The sequence below is a fragment of the Bifidobacterium sp. UBA744 genome (assembly GCA_002298605.1).
GTDB lineage: Bacteria > Actinomycetota > Actinomycetes > Actinomycetales > Bifidobacteriaceae > Bifidobacterium.
In genome coordinates, this window is record DBKS01000018.1 from 1 (window position 1) to 19,789 (window position 19,789).

Here is a 19,789-nt window from a genome sequence, read left to right on the forward strand (position 1 = left end):
ACGGTGCGCGAGCAGTGGGACGGCACGGGGGTGTCGATGACGATCACCGACGACGGCCGGGGAACGTCGGCGAACCTCGACGGGCACGCCCCCGGATACGGGCTGGCCGGCATGCGTGAGCGCGTCGCGTCGGTTGGCGGCACGGTGCATGCCGGACCGCGGTCCGCCGGAGGGTTCGAAGTGGGCGCGCGGGTTCCTTTCGCAGCTTCGCCGCAGTCCGCCGAGACGGCGTCGCGGGACGTGCCGCCCGCGCCGACGGGGCATGCGGCGATCCCCGAGTCGCTTGTCGACTGGGCCACACGTCGGCCAGGCCACAACGGCCAGGACGTCCATGATGCCCACAATCGTCGGGGCAATATTGTGGAGCGCATGTCGCAATGGAGCGAACGGCACTACTGGTTGGCGGACAGCATAGTGGCGGCGCTGGTGTTCACCCTCATATGGCAGGGCGTTGCGGGCACGTCCGACGGCGTCGGCGGAGGGGCCGGGGCGACCGTCGCCGCCGGCGTCACCGCGGCGATGTGCTGCTCATTGGCCATGCGCCGGCGCTTCCCCATGGCGGCCGCCGTGCTGGCGGCCATGGTCTGCGCATGCCAGATGATCGTGTTCGAGCCGGTGCTCCCGAGCAATTTGCTGGTGCCGCCGATCATCTATTCGGCCGTGGCCTACGGGCGCGGCGACGCCTGGAAGGCCGTCGCGGCGATGGCATGCGCGGATTCGCTGATATTCGGCGTCAAGATCACCGGGTACTACTGCGGTTCGCCCACCATCGTCTCGCTGCTGGCCTCCGTCATCACCGGCTCGGCGACGGGCGGCGCGGGACTCGGCCCCTATGGCCTCGCCGCATCCATGGGCTATGGCGCGGCATTCGGGGCCGGGACCATGCTGATATGTGCGGCGGCCGTCGCGCAGGGGCTGTGGACGCGATCGCGGGGGGCCAACATGCTGATCCTTCGGCAACGCGGGGACGCGCTCCGCGAGCAGCGGCGCAAGGTGTCCACCATGGCCGCCAACGCCGAACGGGAGCGCATCTCCACGGCCATGCGGGCCGAGATAGCCGCCGCGCTCACCGGCGTGACCGATCAGGCCGCGGTCGGACTGGCGATGCTCGACTCCGGTGGGGTCGACGGCGCGCGGGTCCCGCCCGAGGCGATCGCCGACGCGTTCAAGGCGATCGGCGACAGGGGACGCGAGGCGCTGGCCCACATGCGCCAACTGCTCAGCATGCTGCGTCAGACCGAATCCTCCGACGAGCGGCATGCGCATGCGGCGAACGAACCGCATCTCGCCCCGGTGCGGCCGCTGAACGAGCAGCTGCGCGATCGCCGACGAATCGACGGGGACCGCATATAGTGGGCAGCATGGAGACAAACGCAATCAACGTGGTCATCGCCGACGACCAGGATCTGGTGCGGGCAGGATTCGCGATGGTCATCGGCTCGCAACCCGACATGATCGTGGTGGGACAGGCGCGCAATGGCGAGGAGGCGGTGTCCCTGGTGTCGCGCACGCATCCGGATGTGGTGCTGATGGATGTGCGCATGCCCGGCATGGACGGCATCGAGGCGACCCGGCGCATCAGCGCGGCCAACGACGGCGAGCGCCCGACGCGCGTGATCATCCTCACGACCTTCGATTTGGATGAGTATGTGATGGCCGCGATTCAGACGGGCGCCTCGGGTTTTCTGCTCAAGGACACCGAGCCGGAGACGCTGCTCAATTCGATTCGCACGGTGTTCAACGGCAACGCGATCATCGCCCCATCCGCCACCAAACGCCTTATTGAGAAAATGGTGGATGGGGACCTTGCCGCGACTCGTGGCGCCGAAATGCACGATGCCGCCGTTCAGGGCGTGCCGGCGCCCTATACCGATCCGGAGTTGGATCTGCTCACCGAGCGCGAGCGGGAGGTGCTGGTCGAGATCGCCCATGGGTTGAGCAATCAGGAGATCGCCGACGCGCTGTTCATTTCGTTGCCGACCGTGAAGACGCATGTGGCGCATATTCTGGCGAAGATCAACGCCCGCGACCGCGTGCAGGCGGTGGTCTTCGCCTATGAGAATCATCTGGTCTGATCGCCATCAGGCTTCGGCCAGCGCCTCGACCGGCGGGGTCCGCACCGCGCGGCGGGCGGGCATCACGCTGGCCAGCAGGGCGCAGACCACCGTCGCCGCGAGGATGACGCCGATCATCGTCCAATCGACGCTCAGCCTCACCACGTCGAACTGGCTGAACATCACCATGGAACCCAGCCATCCGAACGCCACGCCCAGCAGCACGCCGACGACGCCCGTCACCGTTGAGATCAGCAGGGCCTCGATGGCCAGCGAGGCTCGCAGTTGGCCTCGCGTCATGCCGATGGCCCGCAGGGTGGCGGATTCGCGCGTTCGCTCGATCACCGACAGGCTCAGCGTGTTGGCCACGCCGATCACGGCGATCAGCACGGCCACGGCAAGCAGGGCCACGAGGGCCATCAGCGCCATGTCCACCATCTGGTCCCAGGAGGCGCGTTCGACGAATGAGCCGGTGACCTGTATGCCGGCGTCGTCTTGCAACGCCTCCTGAACCGCGTCCATGATCTGCGATGGCGTTGCGTTGCCGTCGATGGAAGCCCACACCTGCATGCCGGTGGCGTCCGCCCCCAACCGGTCGGTCAGCCGGTGGAAGGTGTCGGGCGTCATGATGGCGGGCATGCCCGCGCCGGTGCTGACGCGGCGGAAATCGGCCACGGCGAGTTTCAGGTCCGTCGATTCGGAACCGTCGCCGTGGCTCTTCCCCGATGTGGCCGGGGTGACGGCGACCGTGGACCCGTCGGCCGGTCTGGAGGCGGCGTCCATCGAGTCCAGCCATTTCTCCGACAGCACCACGGTGCCGTCCGTCATGCGATCCGCCGCGGCGGGAACGTTCATGACGGCCCGCGCGTCGGAGGGGGTCATGGCGAACAGGTCAAGCTGGCTGGTTCCGCCGTCCGCGAGTCTGATGGTCGCCTGCCCCGTCGACACCAGCCGGGCGTCGGTCACGCCGTCCACCGACGCGATTTTGGAGAGGGTGTCGGCGTTCACGTTCCAACCGGACACCTGCATGTCCACACTGTATCTGGTGCCAAGCGCCGCGGTCATCGACGTTTTGGCCGACGCCGCGCCGGCGCCCAGGCAGCTCACCAGCGTCACGCCGATGAGCAGGGCGGCTCCGGTCGCCGCCACACGACGCCGGTTGCGCTGGATGTTCGCCGACGCGATGGCCGCGGACGACCCCAGATGGCTCACCACGGCGCCCACGCCGCGCAGCAGCAGGGGGATCCAATGCACGGCGGTCATCAGCAGGCCGACGAAGACGACGATCACCGAGAGCATCGCACCCAACAGCACGGCTCCGAAGCGATCCGCCATCAGACCGGTGCCGTCATGCAGATACCGCAGCGATTCCAGCAACGCGAACGCACCGCCAGCCAAGCCGGCCACCATGCAGGTGATGCCGACGGCCAGCCGAAGCCGGCCGGAGCGCCTCCGCTCCCACGTTTCCAACGGCTGCAGGGCCTCCAGAGGGGATACGGTCGTGGCTGCGCGCGCCGAGGACAGCGAGGCGAGCACGGTGACGGTCACGCCGAGCGCCATCGGAATGACGAAAGCCGTCCAGCTGGGGATCAGCATGAACGTCATGTCGCCGAACTGCACGCCGGAGGACGAGACGACGGCGATCAGCCCGACCGCGGCGCCCACGCCGGCCAGCGATGAAACAAGTCCGAGCAGCGCGGACTCCGCAATCACCGAACCGTACAGCTGGCCCCTGGTCGCGCCGATCACGCGCAGCAGCGCCAGGGTCCGGCGACGCTGCGCCACCAGCACCTGGAACGTGTTGACGATCACCAGCGCCGCCACGAACATCGCGATGCCGCCGAATACCAGCAGGAACTGAGTGATGACGTTCACACCCGAATCGCCGGACATCCGCTTCATCTGGGCATCCTCGGCCTCGGCGCGGCTGACCGTCCGGAACCCCTGCGGCAGCAGGGCGTTCACCTGGCTGAGCACGGTCTGCACCGACACGTCGCCGGAGGTGGCGACCAGCAGGTACAGGCTCCCGACCGGCAGGGAGTCCAACGAATCATACCCCGGTCTGAGCTTCAGCAGCGTCGACTGGGTCACCACCGCGGAGCCGCCGTAATACTGGTAGTAGTTGTCTTCCAGCGTGGCGGTGACGGTGAGATCCAGGGACTGGACCGCCTGCGTCGCGTCGACCGCCGTCGGCCGCACCTCCACCTGGTCGCCGAGACTGATGCCGGATCGGTCGGCAATGGATTTGGGGATCGCGATCTCCTGGTCCCCGTCCGGCCACGACCCCTGTACCAGTCGCTGCACCATGATCGACGCCGGAGCGCTCATGGGGGTGGCGACGGTGCTGACATGTCTGCCCGACGCGGTGATCTCGATCGGGGCGCTCACTTCCGCGCGCACGCCTTCGACGCCGTCGACGCCGGCGATCCTCTCAAGATCGCGATGGGACAAAACGCTTTCCGAGACGTTCGTGGAGTCCGCCGACACCTCGTAGTTCGCGCCTCCGAAACCGGCCGAGCACAAGTCGCGCATCGAGCGGTTCAGCGAATTGCCGAACAGGAAGGTCGAGGCGATGAACGTCGTGCCGATCACGATGGCGACGCCGGCGGGGATGAGCATGCGCAGGCTGTTGCGCATCAATTTCACGGTGACTGACCACATATGCCCGTCCCCTTCCTAGCGAGCCGCAGCGTCGCGCATGGCCGGGCGGTCGAACAGCCGGGCCGCCCGCTCCCGCTCCGACATCAGCAGCTCGTTCATCCGATCGGCGCCGAGGTTTGGTTCGTCGGCCACGATGCGCCCGTCGGCGAACACGATGGCGCGGTCGGCATACGACGCGGCCACCGCGTCATGCGTCACCATGATGATGGTCTGGCCGAGATCATGTACGGAACGTTTCAGGAAGCCGAGCACTTCGGCGCTCGACACCGAGTCGAGGTTGCCGGTCGGCTCGTCGGCGAACACCAGGTCGGGTTTGGTGACGAGCGCCCTGGCGATGGCAACGCGCTGCTGCTGGCCGCCGGAAAGCTCGTTGGGGCGGTGCTTCAGCCGCCGGCCGAGCCCCAGCGTGGCGACCAGGGTGTCGAACCACTCGCGGTCGGCCTTGGCGCCGGCAAGGGTCAGCGGCATCAGGATGTTCTGCTCCGCGGTGAACATCGGCAGCAGGTTGAAGCTTTGGAAAATGAAGCCGATCCGGTGGCGTCGCAGCATGGTCAGTTCGTTGTCGTTCATGTCGGTCAGGTCGCGCCCGCCGAAGAGAATGTGGCCGCCGGTCGCCGCGTCCAGTCCGGCCAGGGTGTGCATCAGTGTGGACTTGCCGGAGCCCGACGGCCCCATAATCGCGGTGAACCGGCCGCGGGCAAAGCGCACGTTGACGCCGCGCAGGGCGTGGACGACCGTATCGCCCTCGCCGTAGTCCTTGACCAGGTCAATCGCCTCGATGGCGATATCGCCGCCGCTCGTCGAGAAGTCGGCATGCGCCCTGTGCCGCGCAATCGATGTGTCGTTCATGTATACCTTCCCTCAGGCTTCGGATCGGGGACCAGTTCCCCCGATCGACATCCCCAAACCTAGAGGATCGCGGGCAATCCGGGCATCGTGCGCCGGAGTGACATGCGGTGACGCTGATGGACCGCCAATCATCCCTGCGGATGACCCGACCCGTCAGCGGACCGGGTCCAGCCAGTAGGTCTCCTTCTCCACGCTGACCGTGGACGCCCACCACACCTGCTCGACGCCGGGCAGGGGGCGGATTCTCTCGTCGATGACCCGCCACAGCGATTCGTCGTCGGGCGCGATGATTTCGATCAGATAGTCCGCGCCCGACATCCCGACGCCGCTCATCACATAGGTGACCTCGTCGATGGCGGTCAGCGACCGCACGTCCATGAGCTGCGGGGGCCTGAGCGACAAGCCGACGAATCCCTGGCGGAATCCGCCCAGCCGCATTGGGCTCACCGTGGCCATGATGCGCATCAGGCCGCTGTCCTCGAGCCTGCGGACGCGGCCGCGAACGGCGGTGTGGGTCACGCCGAGCGCCTCCCCCACCGTCTGGTAGCTGGCGCGACCGTCGCGCTGCAGCACGTTGAAGGTGTCCGCAAGACTTGGCTCCAGGACGCTCACATCGACTCCGGCGCCGACATTCGCCTCGGTTTTGGTGGCGAAGCTTCGTCCCGCCAGCGCCGACAGCAGCTGGTTGACCACGCTGACGTTATGGTCGTCAAGGATGAGGTTGCCGCAGGAGAATACCTCGACGCGCTCCAGCCCCGGCAGCGACCGCAGATCGCGTTTCAGGAACCGGTCCATGGCCGCGTTCGAATAGATCACCGCTTCGGCGATGATGTCGGCGTCGCCCAGCGCGGTGACCACGTAGGTGACCTCGCGCATGGACTGCAATTGCGCCAGGGCTTCGTCGCGATGCCCGTTCACGCGCAGTCCGACAATCACCTGGCAGTAGTTGGAGAACGCGAGCGGGTTGGCCACGGGTACCACGGCCATGATGCCGGACGACGTGAGGCGGCGGTAGCGTTCCGTGACCGCGTACACCGATGTGCCGAGCCGTTCGGCGAGTGTGGCGAGGGGCATGCGACCGTCATGCTGCAGGGCGGAGATGAGTTCCAGGTCGCGCACGGTGATGACGGGGGATTTCATGCCGCTCCTTGGATAAGCGCCGCGACGGCGGCGAGGGCTGTCGCGACTATGACGGCCAGCAGCGCCCAGTCGGCTCGGCGCATGCGCAGCGACACCAGGCTGGTGCGCCTGCCGTTCAACGGCGTCGCGTCCAGTCCCCGCGACGCCATGGCCCATCCGACGGACTGGCTCATGCGATAGGCCCGGATCAGCACGGCAACGATGACCGGCAGGTACGCCTTGGCGCGTTTCAGCGGGGAGCCGCCGGACAGATCGAGGCCGCGGGCCCGCTGAGCGTCGAGCACGGATTGGAAGACGACGAAGAACACCGGGATGTAGCGCAGCGCGGTGGCAAGCGCCAGACAAACCATGTACGGCAGGCCCAGGGCGTTCAATCCGCGGATCAGCTTGGCTTGGCTGGTGGTGAACAGCGTCAGGAAGCAGGCGAAGCCGAGCGCCGGGATGCGCAGGCCCATCACCGCCGCCATCACGAGATTCTCCCGTGTGACCCTCAGCCACCCCCAGCGCCACAGCTCGTGAGTGCCCGAGGGGTCGAAAACGGGCCACAGGACGACGATCAGCGCAATGATCACCGCCAGTATCTTCCACACCCAGAGGATGCGTTCGAGCGGCGTGCGGTCAAGCGCCAGCATGAGGTGCTCCGCCGCCAACGCCGCGAGGATAACCGCCGGGTTGCGCCAGACGAGGCACAGGATCAGCAGCGCGAGGGACAGCAGGAATTTGACGCGGGGGTCGGCGCGGTGCAGCCAGCCGTCGCCGGGCATATACAGGTCGGAGTCCATCGGCTAGTTCACCAGCTTCCCGAATCGGGCCACACGGCCGTGGTCGAGTTCAAGCACATGGCTGCAATACCGGGCGACCGCCGCCATGTCGTGGCTGATCATCACGACGGTGATCCCTGTGGCGTTGAGCCGGGACACAATGCCGAGCAGACGCGCGGAACGCCGCGTGTCCAGACCCGCGGTGGGTTCGTCGAGCACCAGGATGGGGGTTTGCATGGCGAGCACCGAGGCCAGTGCGACGCTGCGACGGTCCCCGTATCCCAGGGTGGCCGGCGACACGTCGGCATAGCCGGTGAGGCCGAAATCGTCCATCATCCGGTCGACGACCTCGTCGACCTGCCGGCCGGAGCGGCCGAGCGCCTTGGCCCCGAAGGCGATTTCCTCGCGCGTCGACGAGCAGAAGATCTGATGGTCCGGATTTTGGAAGCAATACCCCACATGCGCGGCGAGCTTGCCGACCGCGTGGCTGCGCGTGTCGAGCCCGTCGACGACCACCCGTCCGCTGGTTGGTGCCAGCAACGCGTTGAGGTGTCTGGCGAGCGTGGTTTTGCCGGAGCCGTTGCGGCCGATCAGGCCGACGAATGCGCCGCGGGGAATGGCGACCGTCACGTCGTCGAGGGCGGGGGGCGTTGGCGACGTGACGCCGCCGTAACGATGCGTCAGATGATCGACGACGATGGCCTCGTCGCCGTCGATTCGGTCATGCTCGCCGTCCTCACGCACCTTGAGCGCCGGAGGCTCGCCGGGCACCATGACGCCCAGCGATTCCAGCAGCCGCGGTTCGCGGGAGAACAGGTCTGCGTCGCCGTCCCTGACGACGCGCCCCCGGTCGAGCAGCACGATGCGATCGGCCCACCGCGCCAGATGCCTGGTGTCCTGTTCGGCCATCACCACGGTCAGCGTGCGGTCGCGGCGGATGCGCCCCAGCACGTCGAACACCTCGCGTTTGCCGTCAGGGTCAAGCGCCGCGGTCGGCTCGTCGAGCACCAGCACGTCCGGGTCGGGGGCGAGGGCGGCCGCGATGGCGACCCGCTGCATCTGCCCGCCGGACAGGCTCGACGGCACGCGTGCGCGCATGCCCTGCATGCCCACCATGGCGAGTACTTCGTCAACGCGGCGGTCCATGGTACGGGGATCCATGCCGCGCTGCTCGAGGGGGAAGGCGACCTCCTCCTCCACGCTGGCGCAGAACAACTGCGATTCGGGGTCCTGCTGGACGTATCCCACGCGCCGCGACAGCCGGGCGACCGAAACGTCACGGGTGTTCTCGCCACCTATCTCGACCATGCCGGCCATGGTGCCGTCGGCGAGATTGGGGATGATGCCGGCCAGCGCCATGAGCAGCGTGGATTTGCCCGCCCCGGTGGCGCCGACCACCCCGGTGAACGATCCGGCTTCGACATCGAGGCTCACATCGTCAAGGCCGATGACGGGATACCCGCCATCGGCCAGTGGTGCGTACCGCCAGGAGAGGCGATTGACGCGAATCAGGCTCACTCGCCCGCCTTGACGCCGAGGTTGCCCAGACGCACCAGCGGCGGATACGCCTTGCGCACCGCGAAGAACAACGCGAGGCCGATGACCAGGCCGACGACGGCCTGGGCCGAGTTGCCGAGCACTTCGCCGAGCGCGGGGCCCCATCCGGACAGGATGCCGCCGGCGATGAAGTAGCCGAACACCTTCCACACGCCGGCCACCACGGACCACAGGACGATGTCGAGCGCCTTGAGCTTCTTGACGGCAAGCCCCACGATCAGGGCCTGCACGCCGTCGATCACGAAGGTGAACGGCGCCCACTGCGGGTAGCCGGAGATGAGGTCTCCGAGCGCGGGGCCAAGACCGCCGACGATGCCGCCCACCCACGGTCCGAAGGCGTAGGCGGAGAAGAAGATCATGGCGTCCGACAGGTTCAGATAGCCTCGGGTCGGGGTGGGAATCTTGACGAACATGGTGACCACGGTGGTCACCGCGGTCATAACGGCGATCAACGGGATCGTGCTCGCGGTCAGCGCCTTGTGCGTACGTGCGGACATGAAATGAAACCTCCTAGAAATTCATCTCTTCTGATTCTTGATAGAATTATAGTCGTTTTCGAAAGCAAACAGGGGTTAAAACAATCAAAAACATCGGATATTGAAATCCTGATTTTTTGCGGACGCCCCCAGACGCCCCATGGTAGCCGCGGGCCTGCCCGGCACGAGCGAAACACCGACGATAGCGTCCCGCGCCGAAAACGACGCGGGACGCTGTGTCGCGCAGACCCCCCCACGGCTCTCCCCCGGGCCGGCAGGCTAGCGCATGTCGGAGGCTGCCGTCACTTGGCCAGACCGGAGGCGCGGACAGCCTCGAAACCGGCCTTGAGGTCGTCGAGGATGTCCTCGATGTTCTCGGTACCGATCGACAGGCGGATGGTACCCTGGTGGATGCCCTGGTCCTCCAGCTCCTCCAGCGTCTCCTGGGAGTGGGTGGTGGAAGCCGGGTGGATCACCAGGCTCTTGGCATCGGCAACGTTGGCCAGCAGGCTGAACAGGTGCAGGTTGTCGATGAACACGCGCGCCGCGTCCTTGCCGCCCTTGATGTCGAAGGTGAAGATCGAGCCGGCGCCGTTCGGGAAGTACTTCTTGTACAGATCGTGGTCCTTGCGACCCTCGATGGACGGGTGGGAGATGGACTCGACCTCCGGGACGGTCTTCAGATAGTCGATGACCTTCAACGCGTTCTGGACATGGCGCTCGACGCGCAGGGACAGGGTCTCCGTGCCCTGCAGCAGCAGGAACGCGGCGAGCGGGGACAACGTGGCGCCGGTGTCGCGCAGCAGGATGGCGCGCACGCGGGTCACGAAGGCGGTGCCGCCCAGCGCCTCGTAGAAGTTGAGGCCGTGGTAGGAGGGATCCGGCTCGGTCAGGGTCGGGAACTTGCCCGGCACCTCGGCCCAGTTGAACTTGCCGCCCTCGACGATCACGCCGCCGAGCGTGGTGCCGTGGCCGCCGATGAACTTGGTAGCGGACTCGACCACGACGTCGGCGCCGTGCTCAAGCGGGCGGAACAGGTACGGGGTGGCGAAGGTGTTGTCGACGATCACCGGCAGATGATGCTTGTGGGCGATGGCGGTGATGGCCTCGAAGTCCGGCAGGTCGGCGTTCGGATTGCCGAAGGTCTCGAAGTAGACGAGCTTGGTGTTCTCCCGGATGGCGTCCTCGAACTCCTGCGGGTTCTCGGCGGACACGAAGGTGGTGGTCACGCCGTCGCGCGGCAGGGTGTGGCGCAGCAGGTTGAAGGTGCCGCCGTACACGTTCTTGGCGGCGACGATGTGGTCGCCGGTCTGGGTGATGTTGCGCACGGCGTATTCGACGGCCGCGGCGCCGGACGCGACCGCAAGGCCAGCGGTGCCGCCCTCGAGGGCCGCGATGCGGTCCTCGAACACAGCCTGGGTGGAGTTGGTCAGACGGCCGTAGATGTTGCCGGGGTCGGCCAGTCCGAAGCGGGCCTCGGCGTGGTCGAAGTTGTGGAAGACGTAGCTGGTGGTCTGGTAGATCGGCACGGCGCGGGAATCAGTCACCGGGTCGGCCTGCTCCTGGCCGACGTGCAGCTGCAGGGTTTCGAAACGGTAGTTCTTGTTGGCTTCTGTCATGATGCGCTCCTTCAACGATCGGACTGTGCTGGTTCGCCACCCGCCGGTCGTGAGGCGGTTGGCGAGGTGATGTCTACGACCCTACGGGTATGCCGGCCCCGCGCGCAAGCCAGACGTTATCGGGGTTACCTATAGCCTCTTAACATCCCAGTCGGCAGTAAGGATGAAGGGCGGGGCGAAATCGTCGGGAGCACCGGAGACGGGGCGCGACACGCCGATGGCACCGCGCCCCGACCGGTCACAGGCCCAGGAACAGCTCGTGGATGCGCGTGTCGCCGGTGAGTTCCGGATGGAACGCGGTGGCGACGATCCGCCCCTGGCGCAGGGCCACGGGATGGCCGTCCACCACGGTTGCCACGCGCGCCTTGTCGCCGACCGACACCACATACGGACCGCGGATGAACACCAGCGGGAAGTCGCGGATGACGTCACCGTCGCCCGCCTGCCCGAAGTCGGCCACCGCGTCGAAGCTGCCGAGCTGGCGTCCGTAGGCGTTGCGGCGCACGGTGGCGTCCAGCGCGCCGAAATAGACGTTCGGATCATTCTCCAGCCTCCGGGCGAGTAGGATCATGCCCGCGCAGGTGCCGAGCACGGGTTTGCCGGCGGCCAGATGATCGGCGATGGGCTGGAACAATCCGGTGGATCTGAGCAGCTTGCCCTGCGTGGTGGATTCCCCGCCGGGCAGGATCACGCGATCGACGGACCCGTCGAAATCCGACGCCTGGCGCAGCAGCTTCCACGGCGCGCCCAGCCTGTCGAGCATGGCCGCATGCTCGGCGAAGGCGCCCTGCACCGCGAGGATCCCGGTGACACCGTGACGCGCGGAATCCCGCCCCGCGGCGACGTCGTCGGACTGCTCCTTGGAGATGTATTCAACGGCGACGACCATGCTCACTCACCCCGCGCGGCCATGATGGTCTGGATCTCGTCCTCGTTGATGCCGACCATGGCCTCGCCCAGATTGGAGGACAGGCGGGCCAGCAGATCGGCATCCTGCCAGTTGGCCGTGGCCTGCACGATGGCCGCGGCGCGCTTGGCCGGGTCCCCGGACTTGAAGATGCCGGAGCCTACGAACACACCCTCGGCGCCAAGTTCCATCATCAGCGCGGCGTCGGCGGGGGTCGCCACGCCGCCGGCCGCGAAGTTCACCACGGGCAAGCGGCCGTTGTCGTGCACGTACTTGGCGAGGTCGTAGGGCACGGCCAGCTGCTTGGCTGCCTCGTACACCTCGTCGTCGCGCAGACCGGCCAGCTCGCGGATCTGCTTGTTCATGGTGCGCATGTGACGCACCGCCTGGATCACGTCGCCGGTGCCGGGCTCACCCTTGGTGCGGATCATCGCCGCGCCTTCGGCGATGCGACGCAGCGCCTCGCCGAGGTTCTTGGCGCCGCAGACGAACGGCACCTCGAACTGGTTCTTGTCGATGTGGTAGACATCGTCGGCCGGGGAAAGCACTTCGGACTCGTCGATGTAGTCGATGTCGATGGCCTGCAGGATCCGGGCCTCGGCGATGTGCCCGATGCGTACCTTGGCCATCACCGGAATGGACACGGCTTCCTGAATGCCCCGAATCATGGCCGGGTCCGACATGCGGGACACACCGCCAGCGGCGCGGATGTCCGCGGGGATCCGCTCAAGCGCCATCACCGCGCACGCGCCGGCGTCCTGCGCGATTTTCGCCTGCTCGGGCGTCGTGACGTCCATGATGACGCCGCCCTTGAGCATCTGCGCCAGGTTTCTGTTGAGTTCGGCCCTGTTCTCCGCCATGTCATATCCCTTCGGTTGTGGAACGGTATTGCGTTTGACAGTGCATATGCTACGGGCATCTTGTTGCCCGATGGCGGAACACCCTCCGGCGTCCGATGGGAAAAATCATTGGCCGGCCAGAACCCGGCCGCGGCGGATTGCACAGGCGCGGCAAAATGGCTCGTCGATCGAACGGACGTCTTTCGATTCCCGGCACTTTGCCCACGCGACGTCCCGGATATGAAACATGCGGCGCGCACGCACCGATCCGAAGGCCGAAACCGCGGTTCGCGAGATTCTTTGTCTCCGGCGTGTCGCTAGAGTCTTCCCTATGAGCGAAGAGCACAGTCTTTACGAGCGGGATCCACGGTACATTCCCCGGGTGGCGGCGGTACACGACATGTGCGGATACGGCACCTGTTCGCTGACCTGCGCGATTCCGATCCTGTCGGCCTGCGGCTGCGACGTCTGCCCGGTGCCGACCGCCCTGTTCTCCGCCCACACCATGTTCCCGGTGTTCACCTTCCACGACACCACCGATCTGCTCGACGACTACCTGGACGCGTGGCGCGAGGAGCGCGTGGACCTCGACGGCGTGTACTCGGGTTTTCTGGGCAGCGCGGCCCAGGTTTCGATCATTGAACGGCTGTATCGCGACTATCCGAAGGCACTGCGTCTGGTCGACCCGGTGATGGGCGACGACGGCCGGACCTATCCGACGTACACGCCTGACATGTGCCGGGCGGTGGTCCGCCTGGCGCGGAAGGCCGACGTGCTGATGCCCAATCTCACGGAGGCCTCGATCCTCACCGGCCGGCAATGGGCCGGATCGGATCTGCCCGACGCCGCCGTGCGCGATCTCGTCGGGGCGCTGCTGGACCTCGGCGCCCGCAATGTGGTCCTCAAGGGCGTCGACCGCGACGACGGCCTGATTCGCAACTACGTCGCCTCGCGGGAGCGGGGCGCCTCAGCCTGCACCGAGATATCCCACCGCAAGCTGCCGTTCATGGCACCCGGCACCGGGGACACCTTCGCCTCCGCATTGGTCGGGGCGGTGATGGCGGGCCGGCCGCTGGTCGAGGCCGCGCGCATCGCCGGCGAATTCGTCCGTTCTGCCATGGAGCACACACCCGACCAACCCGGGCACGCCGAGCGCGGCGTCAGCTTCGAGCTGAGCCTTGGCATGCTGACCGGCCTCGTGAGGGAGAGCTGAAACGGCGACCCGCCGCCCCGCCACCGCCGGCGAAGGCGACGACACGCCCGGAAGACGCCGGCGAGCGCCACATCCGCGCACAATGCCCGGCGCGGCTTGTCTCCGGCACGTCACCGGTGCTGTGCTGGAGGCATGAGCACAGCACTGACCCACCCAACAAACCTTTCACCCGCCGCACCGGTAGCATCCGCCGGGCCGAACCGCGAGCGGGGGCGCCGCGCCGCCTTCGCCTGCGCCGGTCTGACCCCGAGGCAGCTCGGCCAGGCCGGCGAGGACTACGCCGCGCAATGGCTCGCCCGACGTGGCTGGCGCATCCTCGAGAGGAATTTCCGCTGCCGCTACGGCGAGATCGACATGGTGGCGCTGGACCCGAGCCGGGACATCGCATTCGTCGAGGTGAAAACCAGACGTTCGAACGCCCAGGGATTGCCGCAGGAGGCCGTCGACGCGCGCAAGCGGGCCAATCTGCGCAAGGCAGCCATGGAATGGCTGCTTGACGAAAGCCGCTACGTCGCGCACCGCGGCACCCGTTTCGACGTCATAGCCATCCGGGTGTCCGCCGGCGAGCCGACGATCGCCCATATACCGGAGGCTTTCTGATGGCCATCGGCACCGCCATGTCCATCGGACTGATTGGATTGAAGGCCTTCGTCGTCCAGATGCAGGCCTATATCTCCCCCGGGCTGCCGTATTTCGCGATCATCGGGCTGCCCGACGCCTCCGTGAGCGAGGCGCGCGAGCGGGTGAAATCAGCGTGCTCGTCCTGCGGATTCCACTGGCCGCAGACACGCGTGACCGTCAACCTGTCACCGGCCTCGCTGCCGAAGCGCGGCGCGGCGCACGACCTGGCCATCGCCGCTTCGGTACTTGCGGCGGGCAATATGATCCCGCCCGGCTGCCTATCCAACACCCTGGTGCTTGGCGAGCTGAACCTCGACGGCACGATCCTGCCGGTCAACGGGATCCTGCCCATGCTGCTCAACGCGGCGTCCCACCACATCACACGAGCATTCGTGCCGTACGCCAATCTCGAGGAGGCGTCGCTGGTCGGTTCGATCGACGCCGTCGGACTGCGTCATCTCGGCGAGCTCATCGAACGCATGGGGGGCCGCCCCAAGTACCGTCTTGATGCCACCCATGCACCGGAACAGATCATGGACCCGGAAATCGGCCCCGACGCCGCACCCCCGCGCGAGGACCTCGACATGGCGCAGGTAGTGGGTCAGCGAACCGCCAAATGGGCGTTGGAGGTCGCAGCCGCCGGAGGGCACCACATGCTGATGACCGGTCCGCCGGGATCGGGGAAAACCATGCTGGCCATGCGGCTGCCCAGCATTATGCCCCCGCTGAACGACGCGGAGCAGCTCGAAGTCGCCTCGATCCGATCGTTGTGCGGCACGCTGCCCATGTACGGCATCCGCGAGGAACCACCGTTCGAGGCGCCGCACCATACGGCCACCACCGCCTCGCTGGTGGGCGGCGGAGTCGGCATCGCCCAGCCGGGCGCCGTCACACGCGCCCACCGGGGCGTGCTCTTCATGGACGAGGCGCCCGAATTCCAACCACGCACGCTGCAGACGCTACGGGAACCGCTGGAAACGGGATATGTGGCCATCGCCCGCACCAGGGGAACCGCATACTATCCCGCCCGGTTCCTGCTGGCGATGGCCTCGAACCCCTGCCCCTGCGGCTATGCCTCAACCGGAACCGGAGAACGATGCCAGTGCACCCCGCGGGAGCGGGCCCGCTACAGGAACCGCCTGTCAGGTCCGATTCTCGATCGCATCGACATCCAAATCGACGTGCCGCAAGTCCCCTCGCTGCTGGCGAGCGACAGCGAACGGCGCGAAACCAGCGCCATGGTCCGACGCAGGGTCATCCAGGCCCGCGCGACGGCACGGGAACGCTTCAGAACCCAGGGCTGGGCGTCAAACGCCGAAGCCAGCGGCCAATGGCTCAGACGCCACACCTCGCAGGCCGCGCTCAACCTGGTGAACGACGCGCTCGACCGCAACACCCTGAGCCTGCGCGGCGCGGACCGCGCGCTGCGACTGGCATGGACCATCGCCGACCTGGCCGGCAGGACCAGCCCCGACGAAACCGACGTCGCACGGGGCATCACCCTGCGCACCAGGGAATAGCCGGCGCCCGGCACGACGCCGCATACGAAAGGACCGTTGTGAACAACGAAACACTGGGCAGGGCCACGCTCGCCCACTGCGCCGACGGACCGGACGCGCTGCTGACCGCAACCCTCAAGGGCGCGCCGGACGCCGCGACGCTGGCCGAAGCCATCATCGACATCCACCATTCGGGACGCGAACGGCGCGTGGCGGATCAGGGGGCCGGACGGGGGCTCGACGACATGTTCCTGCTGGGCGCCGCACGATGGGGACGCAGGGTGGATCACCGCGGACTCAAAAAGTTCCACGCGGCACTGGCCCGATGGTCTGCACGCCTCGACTCGCTGCCGTCCCTCGCCCCGGACAGCCTGCAGACGGTGTTCACCGGCAGCGGATCCATGTGGATCATCGCGCCCGGCCACGCCTGCTGGCCACGCCAATTGGCCGACCTGTCGGAACGATCTGACTGGGCACCGCCCCTATGCCTGTGGGGACGCGGAGACCCGGCCGCACTGGCAAGCTGCGAGGCGCCCGTGGCCATCGTCGGATCCCGTGGCGCCAACGGCTACGGCTGCGACACGGCCCGCACCATAGGACACCACGTGGCGCTGCGCGGACACTGCGTCGTCTCCGGCGGCGCCTACGGGGCCGACGCCGCCGCCCATTGGGGCGCGATCCGCGCCATGGAGCAATACCCGCAACGGGCCGGACGCACCATTGCGGTATTCGCCGGCGGACTCAGCCACATAGGCCCACAACGCAACGCGACGCTCTTCAACCGCATCATCGATACGTCAGGCGCGCTGATCAGCGAAATGAGCCCGTCCACCATTCCGGAAGCCCGGCGCTTCCTGCTGCGCAACCGCATCATCGCGGCCCTCGCCCACAGCGTGGTGGTCGCCCAGGCACGCCGCCGATCAGGCGCCCTCAACACCGCCAACTGGGCCGCGGACCTGGGACGCGACGTATACGCGGTACCTGGCGACATCACCAACCCCAATAACGCCGGCTGCAACATGCTGATCCACGAGCACCGGGCCATCCTGCTGCCCGACAGCGAGGACGTCAGCGAAATCTGCCACCCCGACCACCAGCCCCCGGCCACGACGGAGCAACCCGCGCCGCACGCCGACGGACAGCAGGCGCTGATCCTCAAAACCATCCGATCATGCCGCGCCCGGGGCGAACAAGCCAACGAAGACACCCTGCTGGAGACGATGACAGCCGCACACCCCGACCAATCCGCCACCCGCACGATCGTCTGGCTCACCGGACAACTCGGCGTCATGCAAGCGCAGGGGCTGATCCGCCGTGCCGAAGACGGCGGATTCAGAATCACCTCCGCAAACTCATAAGACCGCACATCCCGGACGCGCCGGCGGCCATGGGTCCGCCCCTGCCAAGACAATTGGGACCATGAGTCCCAAGCATCTGGAAGATATGTATGACGCAGTAATCGTCGGCGCAGGGGCGGCAGGCCTGTCCGCGGCCCTCGGATTGCTGCGATCCAACCCCATCCGCGAGATGAGCGACGCTGGCCTTGCGCCGAAAATCCTGGTCGTCTCCAAACTCCAGCCACTGCGCTCGCACACCGGTTCGGCGGAGGGCGGCATTGCGGCCAGCCTGGGCAACGTGGACAGGGACGACTGGCAGTGGCACTATTACGACACCGTCAAGGGCGGCGATTGGCTGGTCGACCAGGACGCCGCCAAACTGCTCGCCCAGCAGGCCCCGCAGACGGTGATCGGACTTGAGCATGACGGCGTGGCCTTCTCCAGAACCGAGGACGGTCATATCGCCCAACGGCGCTTCGGCGGCCACACCGCCGATTTCGGAGGCCGTCCGGTGCGCCGCGCGGCCTACGCCGCCGATCGCGTGGGCCACCAGATCCTGCACAGCCTGTGGCAGCAGTGCGTCGCGGAAGGCGTCGAATTCGCCGAGGAGTGGACGGTCACCGATCTAACGCTCTCCCCCGACCGCTCGCACGTCTCCGGTCTGGTGGCGCTGGACACGCACACCGGCGCCACGCACGCCATCCATGCGCGCAATGTGCTGCTCGCCACCGGCGGGGCCGGACGACTGTTCCACACCACGTCGAATTCGTGGGATCTCACCGGCGACGGCATGGCCCTCGCCCTTGACGCCGGCTTGCAGCTTGAGGACGTGGAGTTCGTGCAGTTCCATCCCACCGGGCTCGCGCACACCGGCATTCTGCTGTCGGAGGCCGCCCGTGCCGAGGGCGCGGTGCTGCGCAACGCCGACGGCGAGGCGTTCATGACCCGCTACGCCCCGGACCACGCCGACTTGGCCGCCCGCGACGTGGTCAGCCGTTCGATCATGGCTGAGATCGACGCCGGCAGAGGGGTGACGGACCCGAAGGATCCCGACGGCCCCAGGGATTGCGTATGGCTGGACATGACCGGCATTGATCCCGATCGCATGCAGGCCGTGCTCCCGCAAGTGGTGGAGACCATCCGACACTACGCCCATCTCGACCCGGCCAGCGATCTCGTGCCGGTCAAGCCGACCGCGCATTACACCATGGGCGGCATCCCCATCACCACCGACGGCGAAGTGTACCGGTGGGACGGCGATGGCGCGGACGGCAGGCGCATCGTGGTGGAGGGCCTGTATGCCGCGGGCGAATGCTCGTGCGTCAGCGTGCACGGCGCGAACCGGCTCGGCGGCAATTCGCTGCTCGACGCCTGCCTGTTCGGCACCCGCGCCGGCCGTGCCATCGCCGCGCGGATCCGCCTGGCTCCCGTAGCTCAGGACGATATCGGGGGTTCCGACCCGTTGGCGCGGGACGACAACGCCGACGCAGTGGACCAGGAGGCCAAGCGGCGGGCGGACGCCATCGCCGCGCTGCTCGCCGACGCAGCCGGTACAGACGGTACAGCCAATGCGGCCGACACGGCCGGCGAAACCGACGAAACCACCGCATCCGACGAACGGGAGAACAACCCCTATGCCCTGCTCGCCGATCTCGGCGTCATCATGGAACGCGCCGTGGCGGTACGTTGCGACCGGGATTCGATCGCAACCGCCCTCAGCCGCATCGCGAAGGAGCTCGAGCCACGCTCGGCAAGGATGCACGCCCATAGCGACACCGCCGCCTTCAACCAGGAACTCGTCGCGATTCTGGAGGCGCGCCACCTCGTCACACTGGCCACAGCGGTGCTGACCGCTTCCGACGCCCGCCATGAATCGAGGGGATCCCTGATGCGCACGGACTTCCCCGCACGCGACGACGAGCACTATCTCGCCCACAGCATGACCGACAAAACCGGCACGGTATCGTGGCGGCCCGTCGTCGTCACCGACTACCCGCCCAAGGCGAGAGCATACTGACGCGCCCTTGTGGCACAATAACTGACCGATATGCGCATCGCGCGCCATTTGTTTCGCAAGGAGAATCCGGATGAGTGATCAGGGCCTAGTCACGGTGACAGTACGCGTCAATCGGTTCACGCCTCATCCCGAACGCCCCTCGCGCGCGGACCGCGCCGGACGCCGCGCGAAATCATCCAACCCCTTCGCCAGGAAATCGTCGCCGTTCGGATCCTCCTCACGACGCGCACGGGGCAAAC

16 protein-coding genes are annotated in these 19,789 nt (G+C 67.2%); 7 read left to right on the forward strand and 9 right to left on the reverse strand.

From position 1 onward, the window contains the following. Together B2994_RS01760 and B2994_RS01765 are read left to right on the forward strand one after the other, a co-directional pair. Window positions 1–1,353: DUF7134 domain-containing protein (locus B2994_RS01760; protein WP_422652241.1), on the forward strand; the 1,353-nt coding region annotated here is incomplete at its 5' end. Window positions 1,354–1,361: 8 nt separating this feature from the next. Continuing rightward, window positions 1,362–2,075, forward strand: coding sequence for a response regulator (locus B2994_RS01765; RefSeq protein ID WP_291526686.1), 714 nt, complete (start codon window positions 1,362–1,364; stop codon window positions 2,073–2,075). 6 nt (window positions 2,076–2,081) lie between these two features. Here the strand turns inward: B2994_RS01765 and B2994_RS01770 are convergent, their stop codons facing one another. The 9 genes from B2994_RS01770 to pdxS all read right to left on the reverse strand — a co-directional run bounded on the left by B2994_RS01770 (window position 2,082) and on the right by pdxS (window position 12,884). After that, window positions 2,082–4,715 (reverse strand): ABC transporter permease, encoded by a 2,634-nt coding sequence (locus tag B2994_RS01770; RefSeq protein ID WP_291526687.1) that lies wholly within the window; start codon window positions 4,713–4,715, stop codon window positions 2,082–2,084. Between the two features lie 15 nt (window positions 4,716–4,730). Beyond that, window positions 4,731–5,564 carry an ABC transporter ATP-binding protein gene (locus B2994_RS01775; protein ID WP_291526688.1) on the reverse strand — a complete coding sequence of 278 codons (834 nt, stop codon included), beginning with the start codon at window positions 5,562–5,564 and terminating at the stop codon, window positions 4,731–4,733. A 153-nt stretch (window positions 5,565–5,717) separates the two neighbouring features. After that, window positions 5,718–6,704: an Lrp/AsnC family transcriptional regulator gene (locus B2994_RS01780; RefSeq protein WP_291526689.1), complete on the reverse strand. Its 987-nt coding sequence runs from the start codon at window positions 6,702–6,704 to the stop codon at window positions 5,718–5,720. Next, window positions 6,701–7,486: an energy-coupling factor transporter transmembrane component T family protein gene (locus tag B2994_RS01785; RefSeq protein ID WP_291526690.1), complete on the reverse strand. Its 786-nt coding sequence runs from the start codon at window positions 7,484–7,486 to the stop codon at window positions 6,701–6,703. The genes B2994_RS01780 and B2994_RS01785 overlap by 4 nt, the downstream gene beginning before the upstream one ends. Before the next feature lie 3 nt (window positions 7,487–7,489). Beyond that, on the reverse strand, window positions 7,490–8,983 hold the full coding sequence (locus B2994_RS01790; RefSeq protein ID WP_291526691.1) for an ABC transporter ATP-binding protein: 1,494 nt from the start codon (window positions 8,981–8,983) through the stop codon (window positions 7,490–7,492). Further along, window positions 8,980–9,519 carry an ECF transporter S component gene (locus B2994_RS01795; protein ID WP_291526692.1) on the reverse strand — a complete coding sequence of 180 codons (540 nt, stop codon included), beginning with the start codon at window positions 9,517–9,519 and terminating at the stop codon, window positions 8,980–8,982. The genes B2994_RS01790 and B2994_RS01795 overlap by 4 nt, the downstream gene beginning before the upstream one ends. 281 nt (window positions 9,520–9,800) lie before the next feature. Continuing rightward, entirely contained in the window at window positions 9,801–11,117 is a 1,317-nt protein-coding gene (locus B2994_RS01800; protein ID WP_291526693.1) for an O-acetylhomoserine aminocarboxypropyltransferase/cysteine synthase family protein, read from the reverse strand. Between the two features lie 238 nt (window positions 11,118–11,355). Beyond that, on the reverse strand, window positions 11,356–12,006 hold the full coding sequence (gene pdxT / locus B2994_RS01805; RefSeq protein WP_291526694.1) for a pyridoxal 5'-phosphate synthase glutaminase subunit PdxT: 651 nt from the start codon (window positions 12,004–12,006) through the stop codon (window positions 11,356–11,358). 2 nt (window positions 12,007–12,008) lie between these two features. Further along, window positions 12,009–12,884: a pyridoxal 5'-phosphate synthase lyase subunit PdxS gene (gene pdxS / locus B2994_RS01810; protein WP_291526695.1), complete on the reverse strand. Its 876-nt coding sequence runs from the start codon at window positions 12,882–12,884 to the stop codon at window positions 12,009–12,011. 310 nt (window positions 12,885–13,194) lie between these two features. On the opposite strand from pdxS, the gene B2994_RS01815 reads away from it, so the two are divergent. From B2994_RS01815 to B2994_RS01835, 5 genes are all read left to right on the forward strand, one after another. After that, window positions 13,195–14,076, forward strand: coding sequence for a bifunctional hydroxymethylpyrimidine kinase/phosphomethylpyrimidine kinase (locus tag B2994_RS01815; protein ID WP_291526696.1), 882 nt, complete (start codon window positions 13,195–13,197; stop codon window positions 14,074–14,076). Between the two features lie 132 nt (window positions 14,077–14,208). Next, on the forward strand, window positions 14,209–14,676 hold the full coding sequence (locus B2994_RS01820) for a YraN family protein (protein WP_291526697.1): 468 nt from the start codon (window positions 14,209–14,211) through the stop codon (window positions 14,674–14,676). Then, a complete protein-coding gene (locus B2994_RS01825; protein WP_291526698.1) occupies window positions 14,676–16,217 on the forward strand; it encodes a YifB family Mg chelatase-like AAA ATPase in 1,542 nt (513 codons plus the stop codon). The genes B2994_RS01820 and B2994_RS01825 overlap by 1 nt, the downstream gene beginning before the upstream one ends. A gap of 38 nt (window positions 16,218–16,255) precedes the next feature. Then, window positions 16,256–17,554, forward strand: coding sequence for a DNA-processing protein DprA (locus tag B2994_RS01830; protein WP_291526699.1), 1,299 nt, complete (start codon window positions 16,256–16,258; stop codon window positions 17,552–17,554). A gap of 61 nt (window positions 17,555–17,615) precedes the next feature. After that, window positions 17,616–19,550 (forward strand): FAD-binding protein, encoded by a 1,935-nt coding sequence (locus B2994_RS01835; protein WP_291526700.1) that lies wholly within the window; start codon window positions 17,616–17,618, stop codon window positions 19,548–19,550. Window positions 19,551–19,789 lie beyond the last annotated feature (239 nt).

Coding starts and splice junctions, on each gene's coding strand:
- pdxS (WP_291526695.1), bottom strand. CDS start 12,884: ATGGCGGAGAACAGGGCCGAACTCAACAGAAACCTGGCGCAGATGCTC.
- B2994_RS01825 (WP_291526698.1), top strand. CDS start 14,676: ATGGCCATCGGCACCGCCATGTCCATCGGACTGATTGGATTGAAGGCC.
- B2994_RS01775 (WP_291526688.1), bottom strand. CDS start 5,564: ATGAACGACACATCGATTGCGCGGCACAGGGCGCATGCCGACTTCTCG.
- B2994_RS01785 (WP_291526690.1), bottom strand. CDS start 7,486: ATGGACTCCGACCTGTATATGCCCGGCGACGGCTGGCTGCACCGCGCC.
- B2994_RS01795 (WP_291526692.1), bottom strand. CDS start 9,519: ATGTCCGCACGTACGCACAAGGCGCTGACCGCGAGCACGATCCCGTTG.
- B2994_RS01820 (WP_291526697.1), top strand. CDS start 14,209: ATGAGCACAGCACTGACCCACCCAACAAACCTTTCACCCGCCGCACCG.
- B2994_RS01815 (WP_291526696.1), top strand. CDS start 13,195: ATGAGCGAAGAGCACAGTCTTTACGAGCGGGATCCACGGTACATTCCC.
- B2994_RS01800 (WP_291526693.1), bottom strand. CDS start 11,117: ATGACAGAAGCCAACAAGAACTACCGTTTCGAAACCCTGCAGCTGCAC.
- B2994_RS01765 (WP_291526686.1), top strand. CDS start 1,362: ATGGAGACAAACGCAATCAACGTGGTCATCGCCGACGACCAGGATCTG.
- B2994_RS01770 (WP_291526687.1), bottom strand. CDS start 4,715: ATGTGGTCAGTCACCGTGAAATTGATGCGCAACAGCCTGCGCATGCTC.
- B2994_RS01835 (WP_291526700.1), top strand. CDS start 17,616: ATGAGTCCCAAGCATCTGGAAGATATGTATGACGCAGTAATCGTCGGC.
- pdxT (WP_291526694.1), bottom strand. CDS start 12,006: ATGGTCGTCGCCGTTGAATACATCTCCAAGGAGCAGTCCGACGACGTC.
- B2994_RS01780 (WP_291526689.1), bottom strand. CDS start 6,704: ATGAAATCCCCCGTCATCACCGTGCGCGACCTGGAACTCATCTCCGCC.